This window comes from Peribacillus muralis (assembly GCF_001645685.2).
In the GTDB taxonomy this organism is placed as follows: domain Bacteria; phylum Bacillota; class Bacilli; order Bacillales; family DSM-1321; genus Peribacillus; species Peribacillus muralis_A.
Genome location: NZ_CP017080.1, coordinates 4184765 through 4208738, shown reverse-complemented (window position 1 = coordinate 4208738; position 23974 = coordinate 4184765). Strand labels below are relative to the sequence as shown.

The following is a 23974-nucleotide window of genomic DNA, read 5'->3' as shown; positions in this document are numbered from 1 at the left end:
AACCAGTTATAATTAGATATAACTAGATATAAAATAGGTGAAGGGAAGAATGATTTTGAGAAAATTACATTTCTTGATTTTTGCAATGATGCTGCTCGTGATGATCGGGACGGGCTGCTCGAATGACGAGGGAAAAAACAAGACACAAAAAGACGGCGAGCAAGTCGAGTTGACGGTGTCAGCTGCCGTTAGCCTGCAGGAGGCTTTGACGGATATAAAGGCCGCCTTTGAAAAAGACCACCCAAATGTGAAGGTTAATTATAACTTTGGGGCCTCAGGAGCCCTTCAGCAACAAATTTCCCAAGGGGCACCTGTCGATCTGTTCTTCTCGGCCGCAGAAGATAAATTCGAAAAATTAGTAGATGAAGATCTTATCGATGAGAAAAATGGAATCGATTTAGTCGGCAATAAGCTGGTGCTCGTAGTACCGAAGGATTCCGATAAAGGTTTGAAGTCGATCGGTGACCTCACCAAGGCAGACAAAATTGCCGTTGGTACACCAGAATCCGTACCGGCCGGGCAGTACGCGAAGCAAACATTGGAAAACAGTAATCTATGGAAAGAAATTGAAGATAAAGTCGTATACGGCAAGGATGTCAGGCAAGTGCTCACTTATGTCGAAACGGGAAATGTAGACGCTGGACTCGTTTATAAAACGGATGCACTGAGCTCATCCAAAGTTAAGCTGGTCGCAACAGCCAAGGATGATCTACACGATCCAATCATCTATCCGGTAGGCTTGATCAATGACCAAAAACATGCCAAAGAAGCAAAGCAATTCTATGACTATCTCCAAACGCCAACAGCCATGAAAACATTTGAAAAATACGGATTTGAAGATTTGAATTGAAGCCACTGTCAGCTGGCACAATCCATTTCTTCGACAATGAGGGCCGCCAACTTGGTGGCTTTTTTATTATGGATGAGGATGTTTCATGGCCTTTACATTGGACTGTTATTGGAAACAGGCGATGTTTGATACGTCATTCGGTACTTGTTATAATCAAATAAGAACGGATATTCGGGTGCAGGAAGTGTGCAGCTCATTCTATGGGGCAGAAGAAGCAATATTTGAATGAGATTAAGGAGGAAGAATGATGCCCATTACTGGGAAACAAAGAAGAGTCATTTTGGATTTAGCCGTTACATTGGATGGTTTTATTGAAGGGAAAAATGGCGAAATCGATTGGTGCATCATGGACCCTGATATGGGGTTCACGAATTTCCTGAATCAGATCGATGCCATTTTTTACGGCAGGAAGAGCTATGATCTATGGGGACAATATATTCCTGAAGCGCACGAATCTGATACCGAAAAAGAAATTTGGGATTTGGTTCATCGTAAAGACAAATATGTGTTTTCCAGAACACAAAAGAGATCTGATGATCAAGCAATCTTCATTAATGAAAATATATTGGAAGAAGTAAGTGAATTGAAGAATAAGCCAGGTAAAGACATCTGGCTGTATGGCGGAGCCAGTCTCATTACAACCTTTATAAATCTGGGGCTTGTGGATGAATTCAGATTATCTGTCCACCCTGTTATTTTGGGAGAAGGAAAACCGATGTTCATTGATATGAAACAGAGGGTGAATTTGAAATTGGTCCATACAAAAACATTCGCTTCCGGCGTTGTGCAACTCATTTATCGTGGAAATGGCATGTAATGCAGGATGCAATCAAAATGGGAAACCCTTATATAGTGGGTTTCCCATTCTTAATATAAAAATCGGCTGGAGGAGTATGGAAAATCAAAGGGTAGTAGCTCATTGTCATTGGGCATGACCTCGAATGGATCGGCCGTTTTTCGTTTTGTTGAAGATGTGAACGATCTTGATCGGCAAGTATCCTATAACCCCGCCAAGAGTATTCAAGATTAAATCATCGACATCAAAACTGCCTAATTCAAATAAAAGCTGAAGGATCTCATAGGTGAAGCTTAAACCGAATGTGGCAATAACGATCGATTTGAATCGGGAAACCCTTTTTGAGAGTAAAGGAAGCATGAAGCCGAATGGTATGAACCCAATGATATTGCCCACAATGTTGTCAATCCGGATGGTTGTGTTGATATCCTCTGTGAAGATGTACTGGAAAATGGTTTTAAAAGGTATGAAGTTATGGTAACCCCAATAGCGTTCATGGAAGGTAAAACGAATATGATCTTTCATATCCATTATCGAGATGTACTTGAACAAGATTAACTTTGTCAAAATCAATAGATAAAGAACCATACATAACGATAAGACTGCTTTTACAAATATTTTCATGCTAAACCCCTTATGTGATGGATGTTAAACAAGCATACACTTTTATGTAATTATTGTTAATGGTTAGGTGTAAATATAACTAAGCCATGAGAAAAAAGACTTCTGTTTATTATTTATTAGGTAATTGAATGTTCACAAAGATTCGATTGTAATATTTTCCAATGGTTGGTAGACTTTTTATAAGCAATACCCTTTTTAACAAGGAGGATAACAAATTGAAGGAAGCAATCATTGATTATCTGCTCGTGTTCATTTTGATTATCGGTTTCACCTATGGTCTCTTAAGGCAAATTAGGCAATGCAGTAGAATCAGGATCGAGAAGGGATGCGATCACGCCCATTACAAGAGAAGCGTCATTGGAAACGATTTGGCCTGCCTATCTTATGCGGGTTTCCTTGTTTTTTATGTGTTGAATCTTTTATTGGGATTACGGATCATTCCGACTGGATTTTTAACAAGCGAGAATACTAGTTTCAGTTGTTTCAGTTTTCTAGCCATTTTTTTAATCGCTAAATTTGGGGTTACTCCAAAAGAAATGAAACATGTTGAATGATGAAGATTGGGTAACAAATACATCGTCATGAAAGAGGACATATGAAAAAGATTTCGCTTAGCTTCCTCGTTGTATCCATATCACTCTTTTTTCTAATGAGCTTTGCCATGCCTGAGACAGCGAGCAAATTGAAAGGCAGTATAAGCTCGATGAAAATCATTTATTCATACAGCGTCACGAAGTCATTCTCGGCAAGAACCGAAGAAACGATCCGCATAACATCCGTCCCTTCAGGACAAGAGGAGACAAAGGATCTCCAAGTCCGGATGGATGCCAAGCTTGAGGATACTCCGCTTAATATTAAAGCCGTGGTGAAGGAGAGTCTGAATAAGCCCGAGGTATTCAACTATACCTCCACATTTATGGGACCGGAAAAAGGATTTTCACAGAGGAATTATTATCTTACGAAAAATTATGATAAAGGAAGATACACGGTCATTCGAAGGAATAAAGTGACGGGAGCGGAAAAGGTGTATGCCGGGACTTACTATGAACCAAGTGTTCAGGATCCAATGGTCAACTGGTCGCGTGACGAAAAATGACCGTTTACAGGACATGAAAAGCAGGGGATTGAATGGAAAAGCAGATCATTATCGAACAATATAACCCCAATTGGATTAGCGAATTTCATCAGGAAAAAACGAGGATCATGACAGTGTTACACGGTCATCGCCTATATATTGAACATATTGGCAGTACATCCGTCAAAGGGTTGGCAGCAAAACCGGTGTTGGATATCATGGCTGCTGTCCGGCATTTAGACGAGGTGGAGTCGTTCATTCAGCCGTTAAGGTCGATCGGGTATGAATTTATCCCGCATAAGGAATTTCCCGACAGGCGTTTTTTTAGAAAAGGTCAATGGCGGGCGGGTACGCATCATTTGCATTTCTATATATTCGGGAGTGAACAGTGGAAGGATCAACTTTCATTCAGGGATTATCTAAGCGCACATCCTGAGGTGCGGAAGCAATATCAGCAATTGAAGCAGCACTTAGCCGAAAAGCATCCAAATGACAGGACGAGATACACGGAGGCGAAAGCTCCTTTTATCCAGAACGTCCTGAAGAAGGCAAATGAGGAAGTGCCTCATCCGCAAATAGAGGGGATCAATGTCGATGACGATACCATTTAAAGAGTTTTTCAAAGAAGAGCTAACGATAGATGAGATACAATACGCCTTGGAAAAAGGAGACATAACATCAAAAGAGCTAACGATGTATTATATGTTTCGGATTGCCAATTTTGATCAAGCTGGGCCTAAACTGAACTCCATTCTTGAGGTAAATCCTGATGCCCTCTTCATTGCTGAAGCATTGGATCATGAACGAGCATCCAAGGGCATCAGGGGACCATTGCATGGCATCCCGATTGTATTGAAGGACAATATCGAAACGAATGATAAGATGCATACGAGTGCTGGGACGATTGCGCTTGAGAATTATAACAGCAAGGAAGATGCATTTCTTGTTAAAAGGCTCCGGGAAGCAGGCGCCGTTATCCTCGGTAAGACGAATATGACCGAGCTGGCGAATGGGATGTCCGATGAGATGTGGGCCGGATACAGTTCACGAGGCGGACAAGTATTGAACCCGTATGGGGATGCGAACCTTTATGTTGGAGGGTCCAGTTCAGGCTCGGCGGTGGCGGCTGCTGCGAATTTCACGGTATTATCTGTAGGCACTGAAACGGACGCATCCATTTTGAGTCCATCGATTACGAATTCCGTAGTAGGGATAAAACCGACCATTGGCCTGGTGAGCCGCAGGGGAATCATCCCTTTCACATATTCACAGGATACGGCAGGACCGATGGCAAGAACCGTCACCGATGCTGCGATTCTATTGGGAGCATTAGCGGGGATTGACGAGCTTGACGCCGCAACACATAAAAGCGCAGGGAGTCTTGTATCGGATTATACGGAATATTTAGATCGAAACGGTTTAAGGAATGCCAAGATCGGTGTATGCAATCGGGCCCATGACGAGTTTCATGCATCGGCCGAATATGATGAAACCTTATTTAACGATGTTGTTCGAACCTTGAAGGATGAAGGGGCCTTCGTCATCGATGATATAGACATTCCTTCATTCAATCGGGAATGGAGCTGGGCCGTTTCTTTATATGAGTTAAAAGCTAGCTTGGATCATTTCCTTTCGAAGCTGCCGCCGCACATACCGGTTCATTCCATTACGGAATTAATTGCATTTAATAAGGGCATGGGCGGGCGTGCATTGAAGTATGGGCAAAATAAATTGGAAAATAGAGAAAGCCTGACCGATACGTTAAGAAATCCTGAATACTTGAATGCGAAATTGGAGGACATTTATTTTTCTCAGGACCAGGGCATTGATTTTGCCTTGAAGAAGTATGATCTGGATGCAATTCTTTTTCCATCTTACATAGGTTCTACCATTTGTGCGAAAGCTGGGTACCCTTCCATAGCCATGCCTGCAGGATTCATGAAAAGCGGCAGGCCATTTGGTGTGACCTTCGCCGGCACCGCTTATAGTGAAGGGGTTATACTGAAAGTGGCATATGCCTTCGAACAGGCTACCAAGCACAGACGAACCCCAAATTTATAAAAAGCATCCATTTCAAAAAGGAGGTTTATATGAGAAGAGTCGAGGTCGTTGCACATAAGAAGGAGTGGCAGAGCATATTTCGTGATGAATGTGAAAACTTAAAGGCTATATTCGGCGATGAAGTGATAGAAGTATCTCATATTGGCAGTACGGCCATTCCGGGCATTCATGCCAAGCCAGTCGTAGATATATTGGCAGTTGTTCGGAGCATCGATCGCGTCGTTGACTTTAATGAAGAGATGGAGCAGTTTGGCTATAAGGCAATGGGAGAGAATGGCATTGCTGGCCGAAGGTTTTTCAGTAAAGGCGGGGATGAGCGGTCACATCATGTACATATGTTCCAAACGGGTCATGAGGATATTGCCAGGCATCTCGCTTTTCGGGATTATATGCTGGCGCACCCGCATGAAGCCAAAAAGTATAGTCAGCTCAAGCTACGATTGGCTGCCGAATTCCCAACCGATATGGAGGAGTACGTAAACGGGAAAAATGAGTTCATCAAGGTGATTGATGAAAGGGCGAAGCGTTCGGTGATTCGGGCAAATGGTGACAGAGATGTTTTTTGAAATGGGAGGTGACAGGGATGAAGTTACATCATGATACACAATACATCAGGGGCATGTACCTGAATCGGGAGCGCATTTCTTCTTATGACTTTTTCCCGCTTAATCTGCCGGTTATTAACCATCTTCAGGAATTGGCCTTCCATCCGAATGTAACCTATGTTGTTGGGGAAAATGGCATGGGGAAGTCGACTTTGCTTGAAGGTATTGCGATTGCGTACGGCTTCAATCCAGAGGGCGGGACGTTGAATTTCAATTTTTCCAATTATGACTCCCACTCCAACTTGGACGAATACCTCCGTTTGAAAAAGGGCGTGTATAAACCGCAGGACCATTTTTTCTTTAGGGCAGAAACGTTCTATAATTTGGCAACGAATATAGAAGAACTGGACAGGGAGGCGTTTGGGCCGAAAATCATCGATTCCTTCGGTGGAAAGTCCCTGCATCAACAATCACATGGGGAATCGTTTTTCGCGGCTTTCGTAGAACGGTTTCAAGGCAATGGCTTGTATATCCTCGATGAGCCTGAGGCTGCTTTGTCCCCGTTGAGGCAAATGTCGATGCTCGCCAGGATCAACGAGCTTGTCAATCAAGGGTCCCAGTTCATCATTTCCACCCATTCCCCGGTTCTCATGGCCTATCCAGAGGCAAAAATCCTCCAAATTACGGAGGCTGGAATAAATGAAGTGGCATTGGAGGAGTCTGATCACTATTTGTTGATGAAGCAGTTTTTTGAGGATAAAGATCGCCTGCTGCATCATCTATTTCAGTAGATACTCGTTCATTTCGCCACATACTTTATTCCTTGAAAGGAAAATCTAGCATCAAGCCAATAATAGGAAGGTGAAACTTTTGATTTTAATTACAGGATCGACCGGCAATGTAGGAAGGGAAGTAGTGAATCACCTGCAATCCGAAGGCATTCCGTTCGTAACGGCAAGCCACCGACGTGATCATGGTGACCGTTATTTGAACTTTGAGGATGCTTCCTCGTTTTCCGGAGCGTTACAGGGAATCGACTCCGTCTTTTTGATGCGCCCTCCGCATCTTGCTGATGCCAATAAATATTTTCGTCCGTTCATAGAAGAGGCGGTAAAGCAGAATGTGAAACATATCGTGTTTCTTTCTGTGCTCGGTGCCGACAAAAACAAAATCGTCCCACATGCCAAAATCGAAAAAATCATCTTGGAATCACATATTCCCTACACATTTTTGCGTCCGAGTTTCTTTATGCAGAACCTGCTTACAGAGCATGGTGAAGAGTTAAGGGAGAAACACGATATATATGTTCCGGCGGGCAAAGGAAAAACGAGCTTCATCGATGTCCGTGATATAGGCGTGGCAGCCATGAAGACGTTGATCCATGAAGAGCATCGAGGGAAAGCTTATGACTTAACGGGAAATGAAGCCTTATCGTATCAAGAGGTCGCCGAAATAATCAGTGCAATAACAGGGGAACGCTTCACTTATTCCAATCCAAGCATTCTTGGATTTTGGAAGACATACCGAAAAAAGGGAATAAGCACGGACAAAATCGTCGTAATGGTGGGGATTTACACGACAGCGAAAATCGGTTTCGCGAAGCGTGTGACAAGTGATTTACAGGAAATATTGGGACATGCCCCGATTACCTTTGAACAATTTGTCAAGGATAGTGCAGACTCATTGAAATAGAAGCAACAACCCCGATTGCCTTGCATTCGGGGTTGTTGCTTGAAAAATAAAGTTGACAGAGAAGGTGTATTACGAGTATAGTACATCTATAAGGTGTATGAACCACGTAGTACATACACACAACAAAGCAAATCAGACTTTTTATAACTAGGGGGTGGTTTTATGAACGTTAATACCCGGGAGCCGGTATATTTACAAGTCGTTCGTCATTTTAAAGAACAAATAGCCATTGGCAGCTTCGTTGCAGGGCAGGAGATTCCCTCCCGAAGAGAACTGGCGGCTACATTGAACATAAATCCTAATACTGCTCAAAAAGCGTATAAAGAAATGGAGGAACAAGGCTTGATTCACACTGAACGTAATTTCCCCAGTCAGATCACGACGAATGAAACGGTATTACAGGCTGTGAGGCAGGAGCTGATCTTGGAAGCCGTCGATTCTTTTGTCGATGCGATCCGTCCGATTAATGTGCCAGTCGATGAACTGCTTCGTGTCGTTAAGGAAAAATACTCGGAAGAAATAAGGGAGGAGGAAGGAAAATGATCGAGGTAAAACAAGTTTCCAAAAAATATGGCCGCAAAAAAATATTGGACAGTGTATCCTTTACCGCCAATAAAGGCGAAGTCACCTGTTTGATCGGGATAAATGGTGTCGGTAAAACGACGACACTCAAAGCAATCATGGGCCTGACGCCATATAAAGGGGAAATATTGATCAATGGTCAAAAAATGACAAAAGACAGCTATGAAAAAATCACCTTCATTCCAGACGCTCCGACGATGCTTCCGCAAATGACGGTTAAGCAGGCAATGGAGTTCATGGAAGATTTCTATCATTCATGGAATCAGGAAAGAGCCCTTCAATTGCTTGAATTCTTCAAGCTGAAGGAGGAAAGCCGCATTTCGGAATTGTCCAAAGGCAATACGGCCAAGCTTAACCTGATGCTGGGACTGTCGCTTGACGTGGATTATGTCCTGATGGATGAACCGTTTTCCGGAATCGATATATTCAGCCGCGAGCAGATCGCCAATGTTTTTGCGAGCCACCTCATCGAGGACAGGGGCGTCATCATCACGACCCATGAAATCGGTGATATCGAGCATTTGATCGACAAAGTCATTTTATTGGATAACGGGACGGTGCTTAAAGAATTCAATACCGAAGAAATGCGTGAAGAAGAAGGGAAATCGGTAGTCGACGTAATGAGAGAGGTGTATCAAGCATGATGCGTTATATGAAGCTAGTCAATTTTGAAATCAACCGTTTTAGTAAAATTTATCTTACCCTATTGCTGATCACCGTCCTGTCGCAATTTGCCGGGGTACTGATCGTGACGAAGAGTCTTCTTAATAATGCCAAGGATATCATGCTGCAGGAAAAGCTAACGGAAGCCGCTTATCTTAGTGAATATGGAGGCATTGATTTTACCCATATCGCCAATACCCTTTGGTTTCTAGGCCCGATTGCGTTAAGCGCCGTTGCTCTCATTTTTTACATTTTTTTAATCTGGTATCGTGATTGGTTCGGCAAGAACACATTCATCTATCGCCTCTTGATGTTACCGACATCCAGATTATCAATCTATCTTTCCAAAGCTACGGCCATCTTCCTGATGGTATTGGGACTGATCGCCTGGCAGCTTATCTTATTACCGATGGAAAATGCGCTATTCAATTCAAGCGTGCCGCAAGCGTTCTTGAATATGGAACTGTCAACTTCCTCCATAGCCAAAGCAAATCAGGTACTGATGCTGATCATTCCAAGTACATTCACGACGTTCCTGCTTTCCTATGGAACCGGTCTTATGATCATGTCGGTATTATTCACGGCGATCATGTTTGAACGGAGTTTCCGCATGAAAGGAATTCTAGTGGCAATGGTGTATGCCGGTATTTCCGCTGTGCTGTTTTTAACGCCTATTTTTATACACGAAAGTGGAACTTTCCATTTTTACCCAAGTGAATTGTTAGGTCTTCTGCTCACATTGGGAATCATTGTGACAGGGTTATCGATTTGGCTTGGTTCATGGTTATTGAAAAACCGTGTAACCGTATAAAAACAATCAAAAAGGAGAGTGAACAAGGTGAAACGTTATTTATGCAGCATCATCATATGCTTGGTTGTCCTCTTAAGCATCGGGACCTATTATGTTAAAGTAGCTTCCTCCGCTTCAAGCCTGCCAACTTATACATTCAAGACGAGTGAAGGCAGTGTTAAAGAGCTTGATCCGGTCATCGTACAAGCAACACTTGAACATCCTAATTTTTATGATCCATTGACGATTGAATCCAATCAAACCAAATATGAAAGAGATAGGCCATTCTGGTCTGACAGAAATGATGTTCAAATTGAACGATTGGTAAAGGAACATCGTTCGTTCATGCGCGGGAAGGACCTCATCGATTCCTTTTATGAGGACGATGATTTCCTCGCTTATGCTTCGTTGAATAGGGAATACACGCAGAGCGGGAAAATGAATGCGGAGTTGAATATCGGTGTACTGGAGAAGAAAGGTAAAGATGAAACGTCCTTCCGCATCGACCTTCCCCATCAAGAGAGAATAATGAATGCGGAAGTCAGGGATGTTCAGCTGATCAATTCGAAGCTGCAAGTATTCACGATGATCGATGTGTACTCGAACGATGATAAGCAAACGAAAGAGATTCATCTGTATACGATCGATTTAGCCAATGAAAAGGTTGTGAGCGACAAGACCCTTGTCTCTGAAACCTTTACGTACCCGAATCAAGTGGACTTTGAAATGCCAGTGAACACATCACCTTCAAAGCCAAACAATATGATCCTATTTTCAATCATGAAAGGCGTAAATCATCAGGAAGGTGATTATGAGGAAAAGCTAAAAGAAAGCAAGCTGTTCTCTTACCAGTATGACACGGAAAAATTATCAACGATCAAGGGTGCCAAGAAAGAATCGCTTAATTTGGACATCGCAAGATCCGGCTATACGGATGGGAAAAACCTATACGCAATTGCTTTCAAATCCGGAAAATATCAAATGAAGACATTTGACATAAGCAGTGGAGCGTTAACGAATGACATACAGCTGGACTTAGCTGTTGGTAAAGAAGAAGCAAACTACGTTGCGATTAAAAATGGGCGTGTGTACTTCTTAATAGGAAGCGGTATGGGTGAGAACTTAACTTACAAACCTGCACACCTACTGATCGCTGATTTAAAGACAGGAAAAACTTTATATAAAGGTGAAACGGTCATGCATGCTGCCAAAAAGAAGAACGAACAAAAAACTGGGTTTTCTATAAGTAACCTCGAAGTTAAATAATGAAGCGAAAGGTCCCCTCATTAATGAAGGGACCTTTCATTTTGGATTCGACCTCATCAGGCAAAATGGCTGTATCCCACTTCTCTCCATCTAAGATGAATGTATAAAAAAGGGCTGGGAATGAAATCATTCCCGGCCCTTTTGTCTTAAGCTGAAGCGATTGATGCTCTTGCTGCCCGTTCTTTCCGGCCATGCAGGAAGAAGTACAGAACGGAAGTTGCGATGACAGCGACGCCCAGGATGACATAGAGCGTGCTATAGCCCGTGATAGGAATGATGAAACCGAGAATATATGGGCCGAACCCAAGACCTGCATCAAGCATGATAAAGAAGGTCGATGTCGCCATCCCCATACGGTGAGGCGGTGTCAGTTTAACCGCAATCGCCTGCGAGCTTGATTGCATATTACCGAAGCCAAGGCCGATAAGGAATCCAGCCGCCAATAAAGTGAAGCTATTGGTCGTAATGCTTAAAAGCAGCAAGCCTGCACCGAATATCATGAAAGCCGGATACATGATGAAGTTTGCTCCCCTTCGGTCCATTAATGGTCCTGAGAAAGGGCGTGATAATAATACAGCCACAGCATAAATGACAAAGAAGAAGCTTGCTGTATTGACCAGGTCGATTTCAATGGCATAGAAGCTGATGAAAGAAAGGACGCTGGAATAGCAGAATGCCAATATTAAAGTAATCAATGAGATGGGCAGTGCCTTAGGTTCGATAAAATTGGAAAGCTTGAACCCTTTGCTTTCTGCCGCTTTTGCGGTTACTTTCAATGCTGGTACATACAGGAAGAATGCTGTAAGCAAGCTGATCAGTCCCAAGGCCAGGCAGAAGCTGAAAATCACTTGGAAGCTTGTGTGCTGAGCCATATATAGACCGATGAATGGTCCGATTGCCGTTGCAAGTGTCGCGCTCATGCTGTAATAGCCGATGCCCTCGCCTTTACGTGTAGCCGGTATGATTTGGGCGACGATCGTTCCTGTCGCGGTACTGGCCATCCCCATTGCCATCCCATGGATCAGGCGGTTAACGAGCAGGAAGCCAATTCCAAGATCGACGAAATAAAGAATGGTCGTCAACGTAAAAAAGATCAACCCGATGAATAATGTTTTCTTACGGCCGATCGAATCGATGAAACGGCCAATGAACAAACGTCCGATCAATGTTCCGATTATGAAGATACCTGATATGAGTCCAGCTTGGCTTGTAGATGCATCCAATTCATTTACAGCATAGATGGCCAGTGTCACCATCAGTAAATAAAAGATTAGTGTGATGAAAAAATTAATGGATGAGACGATGATGAAATCTTTCGTCCATAGTTTTGGTCTGGATTGTTCCATTATATGATCTCCCTACTTTAAGATGTTATTTCTTATTTCACCCATGATGCGTATCGCTGAGAGTTGCTCCTCTTCTGTGATTCCTTCCAGGATGTCCTGCTCATATTGGTCGATCGTTGTACGGACTTCGTTGTAAATCTTAGTGCCGAGCTCCGTAAGCCGCATCCTTTTCTCGCGCCTATCCTTGCTTGGCACATGCTCGACATACCCCAATTCCTCCAAACGGGTGATGGTCCTTGTAATCGTGGGCTTTTCGACGCTTTGGTAATTGGCGAGCTCGACAAGCGTCGCCGATTCATAATTGAATAAGCAATGCAAAATGGACCATTGAGCCCTGTGTAAATCATGCTTATTCAGCTGGATATTGAGATTATTTTCAAATGGGCGGTACAACTGTAAAAGTTGCTGAAAGAATTTTTGGTAAGTCTTTATAGGAAACACCTCTTTTATCATTATATAGTTACCTTGAGTAATTGTTACCCTGAGTAACTATAATAGCAGAATCAATATATTATGTCCAATCGGATTTTTGATATTTATGCGAAACAAGGTTATTTAACAAGTGAAGAGGGAAGATAGGAATGGGAGTTGATGTTGTACATGTATAAATCAATCATTGCATTGGTTGCCTCAGCAGCCATGCTGACTGCTTGCAATAGTGACATGGCGGATGAAAAGGAAAAGTCGGCCGAAAATGAACAGCAAAAAGAAACGAAAGCGGGCCCTGAAAAAAATAAATGGTCCTCCTTGCCCGAATATGACGAAATCATCGAGCAAATCGGTGAGGAAGACTATACCCTCAACAAGGAAACGGATAACGATGATAAACGTGTATTCCTGATTGACTTAAACGGAGAAAAACAATATAAAACCGTTTTCATCAAAAAAACAAACCGCTTAAAAATCATCAAAATTAATGGCGGAGGAGAAGTTTATGACAAAATCATCAAATAAAAAACCATCCAGCCTTAAAAAAGATAAAATTTGTGCAATTAGCCCAAAATAGAGAAACAAATCAACCATCTGTGCGTATCTTTCAATTTGAATGTGAGAGAAAACGTCGGATAGAGGGGGAAAACGTCATAATACGTCCGTTAAAGGGGATAATTCGTCCCAATCAGGAGATAATTCGTCCCAATCAGGAGATAATTCGTCCTTCAGGAGAAATCGACCGGATTGTAGGATAATTCGTCCTAATCAGAAAAAAATTCGTCCCAATAGGAAGATAATTCGTCCGCCAGAGCAATAAAATTCGCCCCAATCGGAAATTTTCGATAGTCCATGTGCCCGGATTCGGGTATAGTGAAATCAGCCAAGCAAGGGGAGTGGTATTAAACGCTCCTCTTTTTGTGGTTTAAAAGGGGGGAAAGCCGTGTCAAAGTCAAAGTGGTTCATTCATCATATTGAGCTATATGTTTCAGAGATGAATAGAACAATAGATTTTTGGGGTTGGTTTTTGGAGGAAATGGGCTATGAGCCATATCAGGAGTGGGAGAGCGGGAAGAGCTGGAGATTAGCGGAAATGTATATCGTTTTTGTTCAAGCGAAGGATAAGTATCTGGATGTTCCCTATCATAGGGGAAGGGTCGGTCTTAACCATCTTGCCTTTCATGCTTCGTCCCGTCTGCAGGTTGATGAGCTGACGACGAAATTAAGGAACAGGGGAGTATCCGTCCTTTATGCCGATAAGCACCCGTTTGCCGGGGGAGAGGGTCATTATGCGGTATATTTTGAAGATCCAGATCGGATGAAGGTCGAACTCGTCGCTCCTTAATGCTTCGGTCGGCGGAAGGCAGGGTATCATTTAAGCGTTGGCATAGCTATACCGGCTGGATCGATGCTCATCACTTTCGGATTCAGGACGAAAGGAAAGGGCATCGATCAATATGAAGGCACCGGCGACCTGGGCCCAGCTGCCAAGTAAGAGGATTTGCTCCCCCATCCGGTTTTTTTCATTGAGAATGAAAATGTTTCCGATCGATTCAAAAAAAGAACCTGCTGCAATGAGTGCATTTCCTTTCATTTCAAGCGGACGTGAAATGGAATCCTCCGAAAGAAAGGCACCGAACGCTTCAAAAGCGGCACCTAGACCTTGGATGCCGCTGCCGAGTGCATCCGTTTTCGTTCCCTCCACAGCAGACCCATTCAACTGCATATTAATTCCCGCTACATTTGTGGCATTACCCACAGCCTCAAGCCAAGCTCCGAAAATGAAATAGGTTTCCGGGATTACATTTTCCTCATCCAGCATTTTCGTCCGTCCGATTGCCTGCAGTACATTTCCAAAGGCTTCAATGCCATTCCCTTTTAAAATCAAGTCCTTTCCGAGGTTCGTTCCGGTTAACGTTTGCTGGGTCTGCCCGATTGCACCAGCGAGTGTGCCGATGCCCAGTAACCATGCTCCTGAAATAAGGAGGTCATCTCCATGAGTGATCATATTTCTAACGCTCCTTAAAAGTGGTTACATTATGATATTCAGAAGACCGTGTTTGTTTACATATTGCTTGAACACGAAGTTGGCTATGGATATAGGAAATTCAACCAATTATTGGTATAATGGCAGCTGGAGGAGATGGAATTGACTTTTAACTATGCTTCACAAATTATAATGGCTGCACTTTTCTTTATCCTTTTTTCATTTTGTAGCTGGTATGAAGGCAGCGAAATATTGGATAATCACTGGGAGTGAAAGCATTCAACGTATTTTTCAGGTGATCACGTGATCGATGCCCATGCCATTTCGGATTTGGACTATTTCGTTTATGCCGCTAAATTCAGGCCGATGTTTCCGGTGCTTATGACGTTAACCGCTTCGTACATCATCTTGCTTACGGGCTATCGTTTTTTCAAAAGCAGCATCGCAAAAAAAGCTTTATTTCTATTAGGCTTTGGAGTCCTATTTCTGTTTGCAGGGGGGATTGTCTCCAATTCACCGACAATCGGGGGAGGTATCTTCCAAGGCATTTTTTTGATGGGTGGATTGCTCTTGATAGTAGCCGCGGCCCTATCTTACTTTTGGAAGCCAAGCTGGTTCAAGACTGAAAGCTAATGCCGTTTCGCGAGACATGAAACAACGAAAAATAATAGCCCTTCACGCGAAATTCTTAGTTTGAACTCCACGCACAACTCATTTATTATAGGGAAGCCAGCTCCCATTAGATGAGAGTGAAGAGCGAAGAATATAGTGAAAAGGTGATACGATGACAGCCAAAATCAAGATTGAACAGCCTAAGATTGGTAAAGAGCTACCCGAAGCAAATTTTCAGGAAATCTATTATAAAGATGAGCCCTATCTTGATGCCTGTATCATCGCCAATTGTTCGATTGATAGAGAATCAATCGACAAAATTGTATTATCACAGGTAGTTTTTAAAAATGTGACATTCAGCGATGTGTACTTCAGGAATATTGAGCTAACGGATGTTATTTTTGACCATTGCGACTTGACCAATGCCGATTTCATGGGTGGGTCGATTCACCGTGTCGAATTCAAGGATTCGAAATTACTTGGCATCAACCTGTCCGATGCCAGTTTAGGAAATGTTCTATTCGAGAGCTGCAACTTGAATTTAAGTGCCTTCGGTTATGCTTCCATAAAACAGGTGAAATATGATCGCTGTTCATTGGAAAGCGCAGATTACTATGAGTGTACATTGAAGAAAGTGGCATTCGATGCCTGCAGATTAAATGAGGTCAATTTTTCCAGGACGCCACTTAAAGGAATCGACCTTAGCAGCTCCACCTTCCAAAGGCTAACCGTATCCCTGGAGGATCTAAACGGCTGCGAGGTTTCCGCGGATCAAGCGATAGGCTTTGCTGCCATGCTTGGACTGACAATCAAAGAGTGAACGTCTTTACGGTTAATTCGACCATAATCAGTGGATCGCCAGCTTGGCGGTCCTTTTTTGCGTGGAGGAATGCAGCAAATATATTTTTTTTGTAAATAAGTTCAGAATGTTTCCATAAATATAGGATTGCTTTACAATATTTGTTAGAGGGGGGAGCGACGATGAAGATCAATAAGGTCACACTATATAGTCATTCCTTGGATGAAATGCTGAATTTTTATGTGGATGAGTTAGGCTTTGAGCTACGCGCACAAACCAATGCCAGTTTTGAAATTACGATTGGGGACAGTGTGCTGGAGGTCAAAGACTATCATCCTCAGGAGAAGCCTTATTATCATTTTGCCATTAACATCCCAACCAATTTATTTAACTCGGCAAAAGAATGGGCAAAATCAAAAGTCGAGTTATTGAAGGAAGATGGTGAGGATGAAGTTTATTTTACCCTTTCAGACGCCCATGCCTTTTATTTTTCAGACCCATCAGGCAACATTGTCGAGTTCATATCCAGATATGCTGTATCACCGAAATCACCGTCAAAGGCTTTTTCTGTACAGGAATCCTTGTGCATTAGCGAAATAAATTTTACGACAGATAAGGTGGGCTTCATCGGGAGTGAGTTGAATAGCTTAGGGCTTCCAGTAAGGAAGGATGAAGCGATTAGTGAAGGAAGATTGAATTTCATAGGGCAGCATGAAGCAGGATCGTTTTTACTTTTGGGTCCAAGGAAAAGGCGCTGGATTTTTTCGGATAGGGTGTCGGAAACCTTTCCGCTATCGCTTGTCATTGATGACAAGCTAATCATTTCATTAAATCGCGAAGGGGAGATGAAAGTTGAATCAGCAGAAACAAACTTGGGATGAGGTAGACTTATATTTTAGTAATAAACTTCATACGACCGATCACATCATGAATTCAATATTGAAGGCGAATGAAGAAGCGGGGCTGCCGGCCATCGATGTATCTCCAAACCAAGGGAAATTCCTCCATCTGCTCGCGAAACTGTGCGGAGCGAAAAGCATCTTGGAAATCGGGACCCTTGGCGGCTATAGCAGTGTGTGGCTCGCGCGCGCTTTGCCGGAAGAAGGACGGTTGATAACGCTTGAATATGAAGAGAAGCATGCAAAAGTGGCTGAAGCGAATATCAAGAAGGCAGGCTTGGCCGATAAAATCAGCATCATTGTGGGGGCGGCACTTGATACGTTGCCAAAGCTTAAAGAACAAGGTTTAACCAGCTTTGACCTCATTTTTATCGATGCGGATAAGGTCAATAATTCCGAATATCTTAGATGGGCGCTGAAACTTTCTCGGCCTGGTACCGTGATCATCACCGATAATGTCATACGAGATGGAAAGGTGCTCGATCCCGATAGCGAAGACCCGAATGTGAAGGGAATCCGCACATTTGTAGATCAGCTATCCGTAGACCCGCGCATCGACTCTACCGTCATGCAAACGGTTGGCATGAAGGGATATGATGGTTTTGTGATCGGAAGGGTTAAGCAGTAAGGCGCCCAGTGCGGCATGTATAGCGTGAGCGATGGGGAAACTTCTTACATGAAATTTCTTATATCGAATAAAGGACATACCATCATTCAAGGAGCCAGCCATGAAAAAAAGAAAAAGCTTAATGATCGGAATCGGAGTGATCATCTTCGGAATCATCTTCTCGGTAGTGGTGGTGTCCCAAACCACTCAAACCTCGAAGCAAGAGCTGGCCGGTAAAAGGCCATTTCCGCAGCATGCAGTTTATCAATCAGGGACGATAAAGCCTGACGATGCATCACAAGAGGAGCTGGACGATGCGGTTGGGGATTTTTATGAAGTCTGGAAAAAAGAATACCTCAAGCAGCCAGCAGATAAAAAAGATGAATATTATATCTACTACAACGATAAGGGGTATGCGGAACCAAAAAATGCCGTCACCGTTTCAGAGGCCCATGGCTATGGAATGATGATAACGGCCATCATGGCAGGCAGTGGGGATAAGCGGTATTTTGATGGACTTTACCGATTTTATAAAGCGCATGAAAGCGATAATGCTCCTTCGTTGATGGCGTGGCAGCAAGTGAAGGATAAAAAGGGGAAAATCATAAATACGCCAGGAGATGCCGACTCGGCAACCGATGGAGATATGGATATCGCTTATTCGCTTCTATTGGCTGATCGCCAGTGGGGAAGCGATGGGGACATCGACTATCTTGCCCGGGCAAAGGACATCATCGAGGCGATCATGGCGCATGAAATAAACCGGTCGCAATCCTTGATTAAACTGGGCGACTGGGCTGAGGATGATGATGAGGTATACGGAAAAGCCACACGCTCTTCGGATTTCCTTCTCAGTCATTTGAAGGTGTTCGAGGAAGTAACGGGGAATCAGGACTGGGAGGCTGTAACGAATAAGGCGTATAAGATCATGAATGCCATTTATGAAGGGCAAAGTCGCGATACGGGGCTGATGCCGGATTTCATTGTCCAATCCAAAGATGGGATTCAGCCTGCACAAGCGGACTTTTTAGAAGGGGAGAATGACGGCGATTATAGCTGGAATAGCAGCCGAACCCCGTGGCGTTATACGATTGATTACTTATTGACCGGTGATGATAGGGCGCTAACCCAATTGACGAGAATGAATGAATGGATCAAGTCGGAAACGGATGGAAACCCTGAGAATATCCAATCCGGCTATACGTTAAACGGACAAATCGTCGAAGAAGGAAATAGTACAAGCTTCACGGCCCCCTTCATGGTAAGCAGCATGATCGATCCGTCCAACCAGCAATGGATCAACGATTTGTGGGACCGGACGATACAATCAAAAGAAGACGATGACTATTTTGCCAATACGATAAAATTGCAGGCAATGATTGTGGTGTCAGGAAACTGGTGGGCACCATAATCAACCACCTCACGAAAAGGGAGTTTGATGAAAAATGACAAAAAAAGTGACACCCTTCCTCATGTTCCAAGGAAATGCGGAAGAAGCGATGAATGAGTACACGGCTATGATTGAAGAGTCGGAAATAACCAGCATCACCCGGTATGGAGCAAATCAGCCAGGTACAGAGGGAAGCGTCATGCAAGCCACCTTCACCTTAAAAAATCAGGAGTTCATGTGCATCGATAGTAATGCTGAGCACCAATTTACCTTTACACCTTCATTTTCAATCTTTCTTACATGTGATAGTGAAGAAGAAATTGACAGGCTGTATTCGCGTTTAGCTGATGGCGGACAAGCGCTGATGCCATTGGGTGACTATTCCTTTAGCAAGAAGTTCGGATGGATAGCCGATAAGTATGGTGTCTCCTGGCAGCTGAACCTCCCTAAGGAATGAACTGGATAACGCCACATGCGGTATCGTTTAGACCGTTTCCGGATGCAGGACGAATTAAATGTGATGGAGGCCGAAATAATGAGTATTAGGCCGGATTAATGGTGTTCAGGACGAATTAATGAGAAGAAGGTCGAATTAATGGCTGTACAGGTCGAAATAATGAGTCACAGGACGAAATAATGGCTGATCAGGCCGAAATAATGGCTATTCGGGTCGAAATAATGAGTAGCAGGTCGAATTAATGGCTATACAGGCCGAAATAATGAGAAGAAGGCCGGATTAATAGGTGTACAGGCCGAAATAATGAGTAGCAGGTCGAAATAATGAGAAGAAGGTCGAATTAATAGCTGTGCAGGACGAAATATATGTGATCAGGCCGAATGAATAGCAATGAAGGAAATATTTCTACACATATAGCCTGAATTATTGTCATTATTGGTGTTTTAACTAAGTGATGACGTAAAGTGGAAAGATACGTTCAAGTATTGTACAGGCTAAACCGTTTGTGCTGTGAGGGAATTAATTATATAGTAATCGTGGAGTACATTCATGCTTGCATTAAAATAGGATGGAAAAAAGCCCGGAGGAGAAACTTATGAAAAATATAGGCACAGAACAAGAATACCGTGAACAAATTAAACAAGAAGGACTGACGGTCGGGATTTTTACGACTACTTGGTGTCCAGACTGCAAACGCTTAGACATGTTCATCGATGAAATCACGCAGGAGCATCAAGACAAGCAGTGGTTTACGATCGATCGCGACGAATTCCCTGAGATTTCTGAGGAGCAAACGGTAATGGGGATTCCATCGCTATTAGTATTCAGAAATGGCGAGAAAGTGGCTCATCTGCACAGTGCCAATGCAAAAACTCCAGAGGCAGTCAACGAATTCTTAAATGAACTGTAAACGTCTCTGATAAAGGAAACCCCGCATGATATCGTCATGTGGGGTTTCCTTTTTGTTCTTCTGTATTTCAGGATAAATATCATACTTGTAAATTTTTCAATAAAATGACTTGATTTTTATGCTGAAACGAGGTTTAATAATAGATACGAAATATCCATTATGGATATTGGATGTCCATTTACATGTATATATAAAGAGGTGAAAGGAATTGCAATTAACAAAAGGGGTGGAGCAAGCGATATGCATCATTGTCATACTCTCAACCCAGGATAAAAAGGTGCCGCTTTCGTCCAATGAGATTAGCAGAAGGTTGGAAGTATCTCCTTCGTATTTGAAAAAAATCATCCGGAAATTGGTCGTGAAGCAAATCATCACTTCCGTACCAGGGAATAATGGCGGCCTCTCGCTTGCCAAGCGTGTGGATGAAATTAAGAATATCGAAATTATTGAAGCGATGGAAGGTCCGATATCGATGTTTCCCGATACAGGACTTATTGAAAAAGCGTTTAAAGATGGCGAGTATGCTGAAAAGGGAGTGGACGTTCTTCGCAGGATGTTCACGCAGGCGGATGAGCTTCTCATGGAGTTCTTTTCCAGTCAAACAGTGGCTGATCTGCTCAAGGAAAGCTTTGGAACAAACGAACTTCCGACCTTGAATTGGAATTCGGAATCATTGTGTGAATTTAGAAGTGAAAAGACAGGTGAAAAAGAATGAATATGCTTAAAGAAGAGTGGAAGCTTTTCCTCTCGAATAAAAAACTGCTGGGTGTCGCCATTGTACTACTGTTCGTTCCGATTATATATGGAGGATTATTCCTTAGTTCCGCTTGGAATCCATATGGCCATACAGGTAAGTTGCCTGTAGCGGTCGTGAATAATGATGTGAAGGCAGAGTATGAAGGAAAGACCTTGAAAGTCGGCGATGAGCTCGTCGATGAATTAAAGGGCAATGATGATTTGGAATGGCATTTCGTGTCGGAAGAAAAGGCAAAAGAGGGATTCAAAGATGGTACATATTATATGGTCATAACCATTCCTCGGGATTTTTCCAAAAATGCTTCAACCGTCATGGATAAAAAGCCGAAGAAGATGAATTTAACCTATGATGTGAATCCTGGACGCAGTTTCGTTTCTGAAACGGTCGGAAGCAAAGCCACGAATAATTTGAAAACGGAAATAGCAGAAAGTGTCACTAAAGAATATGCGGAAGCGATCTTCTCACAGCTTGGGGAAATCGGGGACGGTTTCAGTGAAGCAGCAGATGGGGCATCTAAATTGGATGACGGAGCTGAAAAACTTCATGATGGAAACAAAGAAGTGACAGACAATCTGAATAAATTAGCGTCCAGTACTTTAACTTTCAAGGATGGAGCGAATAAACTTCAAATTGGCGTAGGAAAGTTTTTGGAAGGCGTCAATAAACTTGAAAACGGCGCAACGGAATTAAACAAGGGAATAGCCAAATATACGAATGGAGTCGGGCAGCTCCAAACAGGTGTTAATGAACTTGCATCAGGCACAGGGGAATTAACGAATAATAGTGCTGCGTTGATTCAAGGCTCTTCACAGCTTTCGAATGGATTGGCCAAAGTCGTTCCAGGAGCCCAAAGTTTAAATAATGGCTTAGCGGAAGCACAAACAGGCAGTGCCAGTCTGAACGATGGCTTGAATCTATTATCGGAAAATGCAAGTCAACTGACAGATCAATCGACAGGCATTCCAAAGCTGGCGGAAGGCCAAAGGAGCTTGAATGATGGAATTAACAAGCTGTCGGAGGGAAGTCAGGCGTTGAATGATGGTTTGAAAAAGCTGGATGGCCAATTGCCGGCTAGTGAACAGTTAAGTCAGCTTACACAAGGACTTTCAAGCATTCAAAGCGGCGTCAATAAATTGCAAGAAGCGATCCCGGCAGGAAGCAGCACGTCCGGCACCGTCTCTAGCATTACGAAAGATCTTGAGAACAGCCAAGCGGCTTTGTCACAGCTTCAAACGTCGATTGCTAACAACGGACAAAGCACGATCGATGCCGTCAAAGGAACTGAAGCTTACAAAGGCATGACAAGTGAACAGCAATCCGAATTACTCGGGGCCGTTCAAAACGAAGCTCAAACACAAGCAGGGTCACAAAAGCAAATTGCTACGGCGCTTGCAGGCAGTATATCCGATTTATCTGCTCAATTAACGAATCATGTGATGCCAGTATTGAATGGTTTAGGCCAACTGCCGGAACAAGTGGCAGCCTTGAATAATGCTGTGAATAAAGTCAATCCGAACGCGGTTTCAGCGTTGAATGGATACACGGCCATTAAGGATTCACTGGAAAATCAATTCATTCCGGGTGCATCGCAATTAAATACAGGTCTGTCAGATGCGGTTAAGGGCAGCAATCAATTAACGGAGGCAACTGATAGCCTAAATGAACGAACACCGGAATTGGTGAATGGAATCAATCAGCTGGCACAAGGCGGTTCGTCGTTGAATACTGGCCTGTCAAAACTAACTGAGGGTTCTGGTCAGTTGGTTGATGGGGTATCCAAGCTTCAAACAGGGTCAGCAACCTTTGGAAGTGGTTTGGAAAAGTATACGTTCGGTGTTGGTAAGGTAGGCGAAGGGGCGAGCAAATTGGCCGATGGAGCCAACGAATTGAATGCCAACTCAGCCGCCTTGAACAAAGGTTCATCGGCACTTGTTGAAGGTACTGAACAATTGGCAAGCAATCTGCCGACATTGAGCAATGGTGTCATCCAGCTTGCTGATGGTGCAGGTAAGATCAATGAGGGGTCATCCAAACTAGCAAAAGGTTCAAATAAACTGGGAGATGGCATCACCTCACTAAAAGATGGAACGACAGAGCTTTCGGAAAAATTAAGTGATGGTGCAGAAGAAATAAACAATAATGAAACATCTGATGATAATTACAGCATGATCGCTGAACCTACACAGATTAAAGAACAAAAAAGCAGCAAGGTGCCGAACTATGGGCATGCTCTAGCTCCATATGTTCTGTCACTAGGGTTATTCGTAGGTGCGATTGCCTTCAATATGGGATTCCCGACAGGCATGCCGTCAACACGGCCTACATCAGGTTTGGCATGGTGGTTCAGTAAATTTACGGTCCTATTCATTCAAGCAACGATCTCGGCATTAGTGCTCGATGCGATCATGATATGGGGAATGGATTTACAGGTCGAGAACATAGGGCAATTTATAGGAGTTTCGATATTGACTTCCCTCACTTACATGTTCCTTGTTACCTTCCTGACCGTAGGATTTGGCAATCCAGGGCGCTTACTAGCGATGATTTTCCTTGTATTGCAGATAGGTGCAAGCGGGGGAATGTTCCCTGTCGAGTTAATGAATAGCTTCTTCAGATCGGTTAATCCTTTCATACCGATGACGTATTCCGTCATGGGCTTCCGTCAATCGATGAGCGCAAGTCTTGGAGCGGATGCATTAACGACCAGTTATCTTTTCCTTACTGGGTGCATCATTGTATTTAATTTGCTGCTATTGCTCACAATGGTCATTCGCAAGCGCAAAGAACGAACCATCGTAGGTGAAGCATAAAAATGAATGAGAAAGCCCCCGGTGCAA

Annotated in this window: 28 protein-coding genes and 1 pseudogene; 25 read left to right on the top strand and 4 right to left on the bottom strand. The window is 43.3% G+C overall.

Features of this window, described 5'->3' with window-relative positions; genetic code table 11:
* Positions 1–55 precede the first annotated feature (55 nt).
* The 3 genes from modA (at position 56) to ABE28_RS20400 (ending at position 1667) form a co-directional block, all read left to right on the top strand.
* Positions 56–850 (top strand): molybdate ABC transporter substrate-binding protein, encoded by a 795-nt coding sequence (modA, locus tag ABE28_RS20405; RefSeq protein WP_064462797.1) that lies wholly within the window; start codon positions 56–58, stop codon positions 848–850.
* Between the two features lie 85 nt (positions 851–935).
* A complete protein-coding gene (locus ABE28_RS25280) occupies positions 936–1079 on the top strand; it encodes a hypothetical protein (RefSeq protein ID WP_156775854.1) in 144 nt (47 codons plus the stop codon).
* An 18-nt stretch (positions 1080–1097) separates the two neighbouring features.
* Positions 1098–1667, top strand: a complete 570-nt coding sequence (locus tag ABE28_RS20400; RefSeq protein WP_064462700.1) for a dihydrofolate reductase family protein — start codon at positions 1098–1100, stop codon at positions 1665–1667.
* Positions 1668–1772: 105 nt separating this feature from the next.
* Here the strand turns inward: ABE28_RS20400 and ABE28_RS20395 are convergent, their stop codons facing one another.
* Positions 1773–2270: a VanZ family protein gene (locus ABE28_RS20395; RefSeq protein WP_064462701.1), complete on the bottom strand. Its 498-nt coding sequence runs from the start codon at positions 2268–2270 to the stop codon at positions 1773–1775.
* Positions 2271–2485: 215 nt separating this feature from the next.
* Between ABE28_RS20395 and ABE28_RS20390 the strand changes: the two genes are divergently transcribed.
* The 11 genes from ABE28_RS20390 to ABE28_RS20340 all read left to right on the top strand — a co-directional run bounded on the left by ABE28_RS20390 (position 2486) and on the right by ABE28_RS20340 (position 10944).
* The gene (locus ABE28_RS20390; protein WP_083232173.1) at positions 2486–2824 is read left to right on the top strand and encodes a hypothetical protein; all 339 of its coding nucleotides are present in this window, start codon (positions 2486–2488) and stop codon (positions 2822–2824) included.
* A 41-nt stretch (positions 2825–2865) separates the two neighbouring features.
* Positions 2866–3366 carry a hypothetical protein gene (locus ABE28_RS20385; RefSeq protein ID WP_064462702.1) on the top strand — a complete coding sequence of 167 codons (501 nt, stop codon included), beginning with the start codon at positions 2866–2868 and terminating at the stop codon, positions 3364–3366.
* 32 nt (positions 3367–3398) lie between these two features.
* On the top strand, positions 3399–3956 hold the full coding sequence (locus ABE28_RS20380) for a GrpB family protein (RefSeq protein ID WP_064462703.1): 558 nt from the start codon (positions 3399–3401) through the stop codon (positions 3954–3956).
* Positions 3940–5406, top strand: a complete 1467-nt coding sequence (locus ABE28_RS20375; protein WP_064462704.1) for an amidase family protein — start codon at positions 3940–3942, stop codon at positions 5404–5406. Before ABE28_RS20380 ends, ABE28_RS20375 begins: the two co-directional genes overlap by 17 nt.
* Before the next feature lie 29 nt (positions 5407–5435).
* Positions 5436–5972, top strand: a complete 537-nt coding sequence (locus tag ABE28_RS20370; protein ID WP_064462705.1) for a GrpB family protein — start codon at positions 5436–5438, stop codon at positions 5970–5972.
* 17 nt (positions 5973–5989) lie between these two features.
* On the top strand, positions 5990–6742 hold the full coding sequence (locus ABE28_RS20365) for an AAA family ATPase (RefSeq protein ID WP_064462706.1): 753 nt from the start codon (positions 5990–5992) through the stop codon (positions 6740–6742).
* 79 nt (positions 6743–6821) lie between these two features.
* A complete protein-coding gene (locus ABE28_RS20360; protein WP_064462707.1) occupies positions 6822–7643 on the top strand; it encodes an SDR family oxidoreductase in 822 nt (273 codons plus the stop codon).
* Positions 7644–7805: 162 nt separating this feature from the next.
* The gene (locus ABE28_RS20355; protein WP_064462708.1) at positions 7806–8186 is read left to right on the top strand and encodes a GntR family transcriptional regulator; all 381 of its coding nucleotides are present in this window, start codon (positions 7806–7808) and stop codon (positions 8184–8186) included.
* Positions 8183–8869, top strand: coding sequence for an ABC transporter ATP-binding protein (locus ABE28_RS20350; RefSeq protein WP_064462709.1), 687 nt, complete (start codon positions 8183–8185; stop codon positions 8867–8869). Before ABE28_RS20355 ends, ABE28_RS20350 begins: the two co-directional genes overlap by 4 nt.
* Positions 8866–9699, top strand: a complete 834-nt coding sequence (locus tag ABE28_RS20345) for a hypothetical protein (RefSeq protein WP_064462710.1) — start codon at positions 8866–8868, stop codon at positions 9697–9699. Before ABE28_RS20350 ends, ABE28_RS20345 begins: the two co-directional genes overlap by 4 nt.
* A 27-nt stretch (positions 9700–9726) precedes the next feature.
* Entirely contained in the window at positions 9727–10944 is a 1218-nt protein-coding gene (locus ABE28_RS20340; protein ID WP_064462711.1) for a hypothetical protein, read from the top strand.
* Between the two features lie 146 nt (positions 10945–11090).
* On the opposite strand, the gene ABE28_RS20335 is transcribed toward ABE28_RS20340, so the two are convergent.
* Both ABE28_RS20335 and ABE28_RS20330 read right to left on the bottom strand, forming a co-directional pair.
* Complete coding sequence (locus ABE28_RS20335; protein ID WP_064462712.1) at positions 11091–12290, bottom strand: MFS transporter; 1200 nt, start codon at positions 12288–12290, stop codon at positions 11091–11093.
* 12 nt (positions 12291–12302) lie between these two features.
* Positions 12303–12743 carry a MarR family winged helix-turn-helix transcriptional regulator gene (locus ABE28_RS20330; protein WP_064462713.1) on the bottom strand — a complete coding sequence of 147 codons (441 nt, stop codon included), beginning with the start codon at positions 12741–12743 and terminating at the stop codon, positions 12303–12305.
* A 147-nt stretch (positions 12744–12890) separates the two neighbouring features.
* Between ABE28_RS20330 and ABE28_RS20325 the strand changes: the two genes are divergently transcribed.
* Together ABE28_RS20325 and ABE28_RS20320 are read left to right on the top strand one after the other, a co-directional pair.
* Positions 12891–13244 carry a hypothetical protein gene (locus ABE28_RS20325; protein WP_083232172.1) on the top strand — a complete coding sequence of 118 codons (354 nt, stop codon included), beginning with the start codon at positions 12891–12893 and terminating at the stop codon, positions 13242–13244.
* A 418-nt stretch (positions 13245–13662) separates the two neighbouring features.
* Entirely contained in the window at positions 13663–14064 is a 402-nt protein-coding gene (locus tag ABE28_RS20320) for a VOC family protein (RefSeq protein WP_257390643.1), read from the top strand.
* A gap of 30 nt (positions 14065–14094) precedes the next feature.
* Here the strand turns inward: ABE28_RS20320 and ABE28_RS20315 are convergent, their stop codons facing one another.
* Entirely contained in the window at positions 14095–14727 is a 633-nt protein-coding gene (locus ABE28_RS20315; RefSeq protein WP_064462715.1) for a DUF6944 family repetitive protein, read from the bottom strand.
* Positions 14728–14997: 270 nt separating this feature from the next.
* Between ABE28_RS20315 and ABE28_RS20310 the strand changes: the two are divergent.
* The 9 genes and pseudogenes from ABE28_RS20310 to ABE28_RS20265 all read left to right on the top strand — a co-directional run.
* Positions 14998–15339 (top strand): annotated as a pseudogene (locus tag ABE28_RS20310) (DUF4306 domain-containing protein); the annotation flags it as partial.
* A 151-nt stretch (positions 15340–15490) separates the two neighbouring features.
* On the top strand, positions 15491–16138 hold the full coding sequence (locus ABE28_RS20305) for a pentapeptide repeat-containing protein (protein WP_083232170.1): 648 nt from the start codon (positions 15491–15493) through the stop codon (positions 16136–16138).
* 161 nt (positions 16139–16299) lie between these two features.
* Positions 16300–16998, top strand: a complete 699-nt coding sequence (locus ABE28_RS20295) for a VOC family protein (protein WP_064462716.1) — start codon at positions 16300–16302, stop codon at positions 16996–16998.
* On the top strand, positions 16970–17644 hold the full coding sequence (locus ABE28_RS20290) for an O-methyltransferase (RefSeq protein WP_064462717.1): 675 nt from the start codon (positions 16970–16972) through the stop codon (positions 17642–17644). The genes ABE28_RS20295 and ABE28_RS20290 overlap by 29 nt, the downstream gene beginning before the upstream one ends.
* Before the next feature lie 100 nt (positions 17645–17744).
* Positions 17745–19034 carry a family 8 glycosyl hydrolase gene (locus ABE28_RS20285; RefSeq protein ID WP_064462718.1) on the top strand — a complete coding sequence of 430 codons (1290 nt, stop codon included), beginning with the start codon at positions 17745–17747 and terminating at the stop codon, positions 19032–19034.
* Between the two features lie 34 nt (positions 19035–19068).
* The gene (locus tag ABE28_RS20280) at positions 19069–19470 is read left to right on the top strand and encodes a VOC family protein (RefSeq protein ID WP_064462719.1); all 402 of its coding nucleotides are present in this window, start codon (positions 19069–19071) and stop codon (positions 19468–19470) included.
* Positions 19471–20065: 595 nt separating this feature from the next.
* Positions 20066–20380: a thioredoxin family protein gene (locus ABE28_RS20275; RefSeq protein WP_064462720.1), complete on the top strand. Its 315-nt coding sequence runs from the start codon at positions 20066–20068 to the stop codon at positions 20378–20380.
* A 208-nt stretch (positions 20381–20588) separates the two neighbouring features.
* Positions 20589–21095 (top strand): Rrf2 family transcriptional regulator, encoded by a 507-nt coding sequence (locus ABE28_RS20270; protein ID WP_064462721.1) that lies wholly within the window; start codon positions 20589–20591, stop codon positions 21093–21095.
* Entirely contained in the window at positions 21092–23947 is a 2856-nt protein-coding gene (locus ABE28_RS20265; protein ID WP_064462722.1) for a YhgE/Pip domain-containing protein, read from the top strand. The genes ABE28_RS20270 and ABE28_RS20265 overlap by 4 nt, the downstream gene beginning before the upstream one ends.
* The last annotated feature ends 27 nt before the right edge of the window (positions 23948–23974 follow it).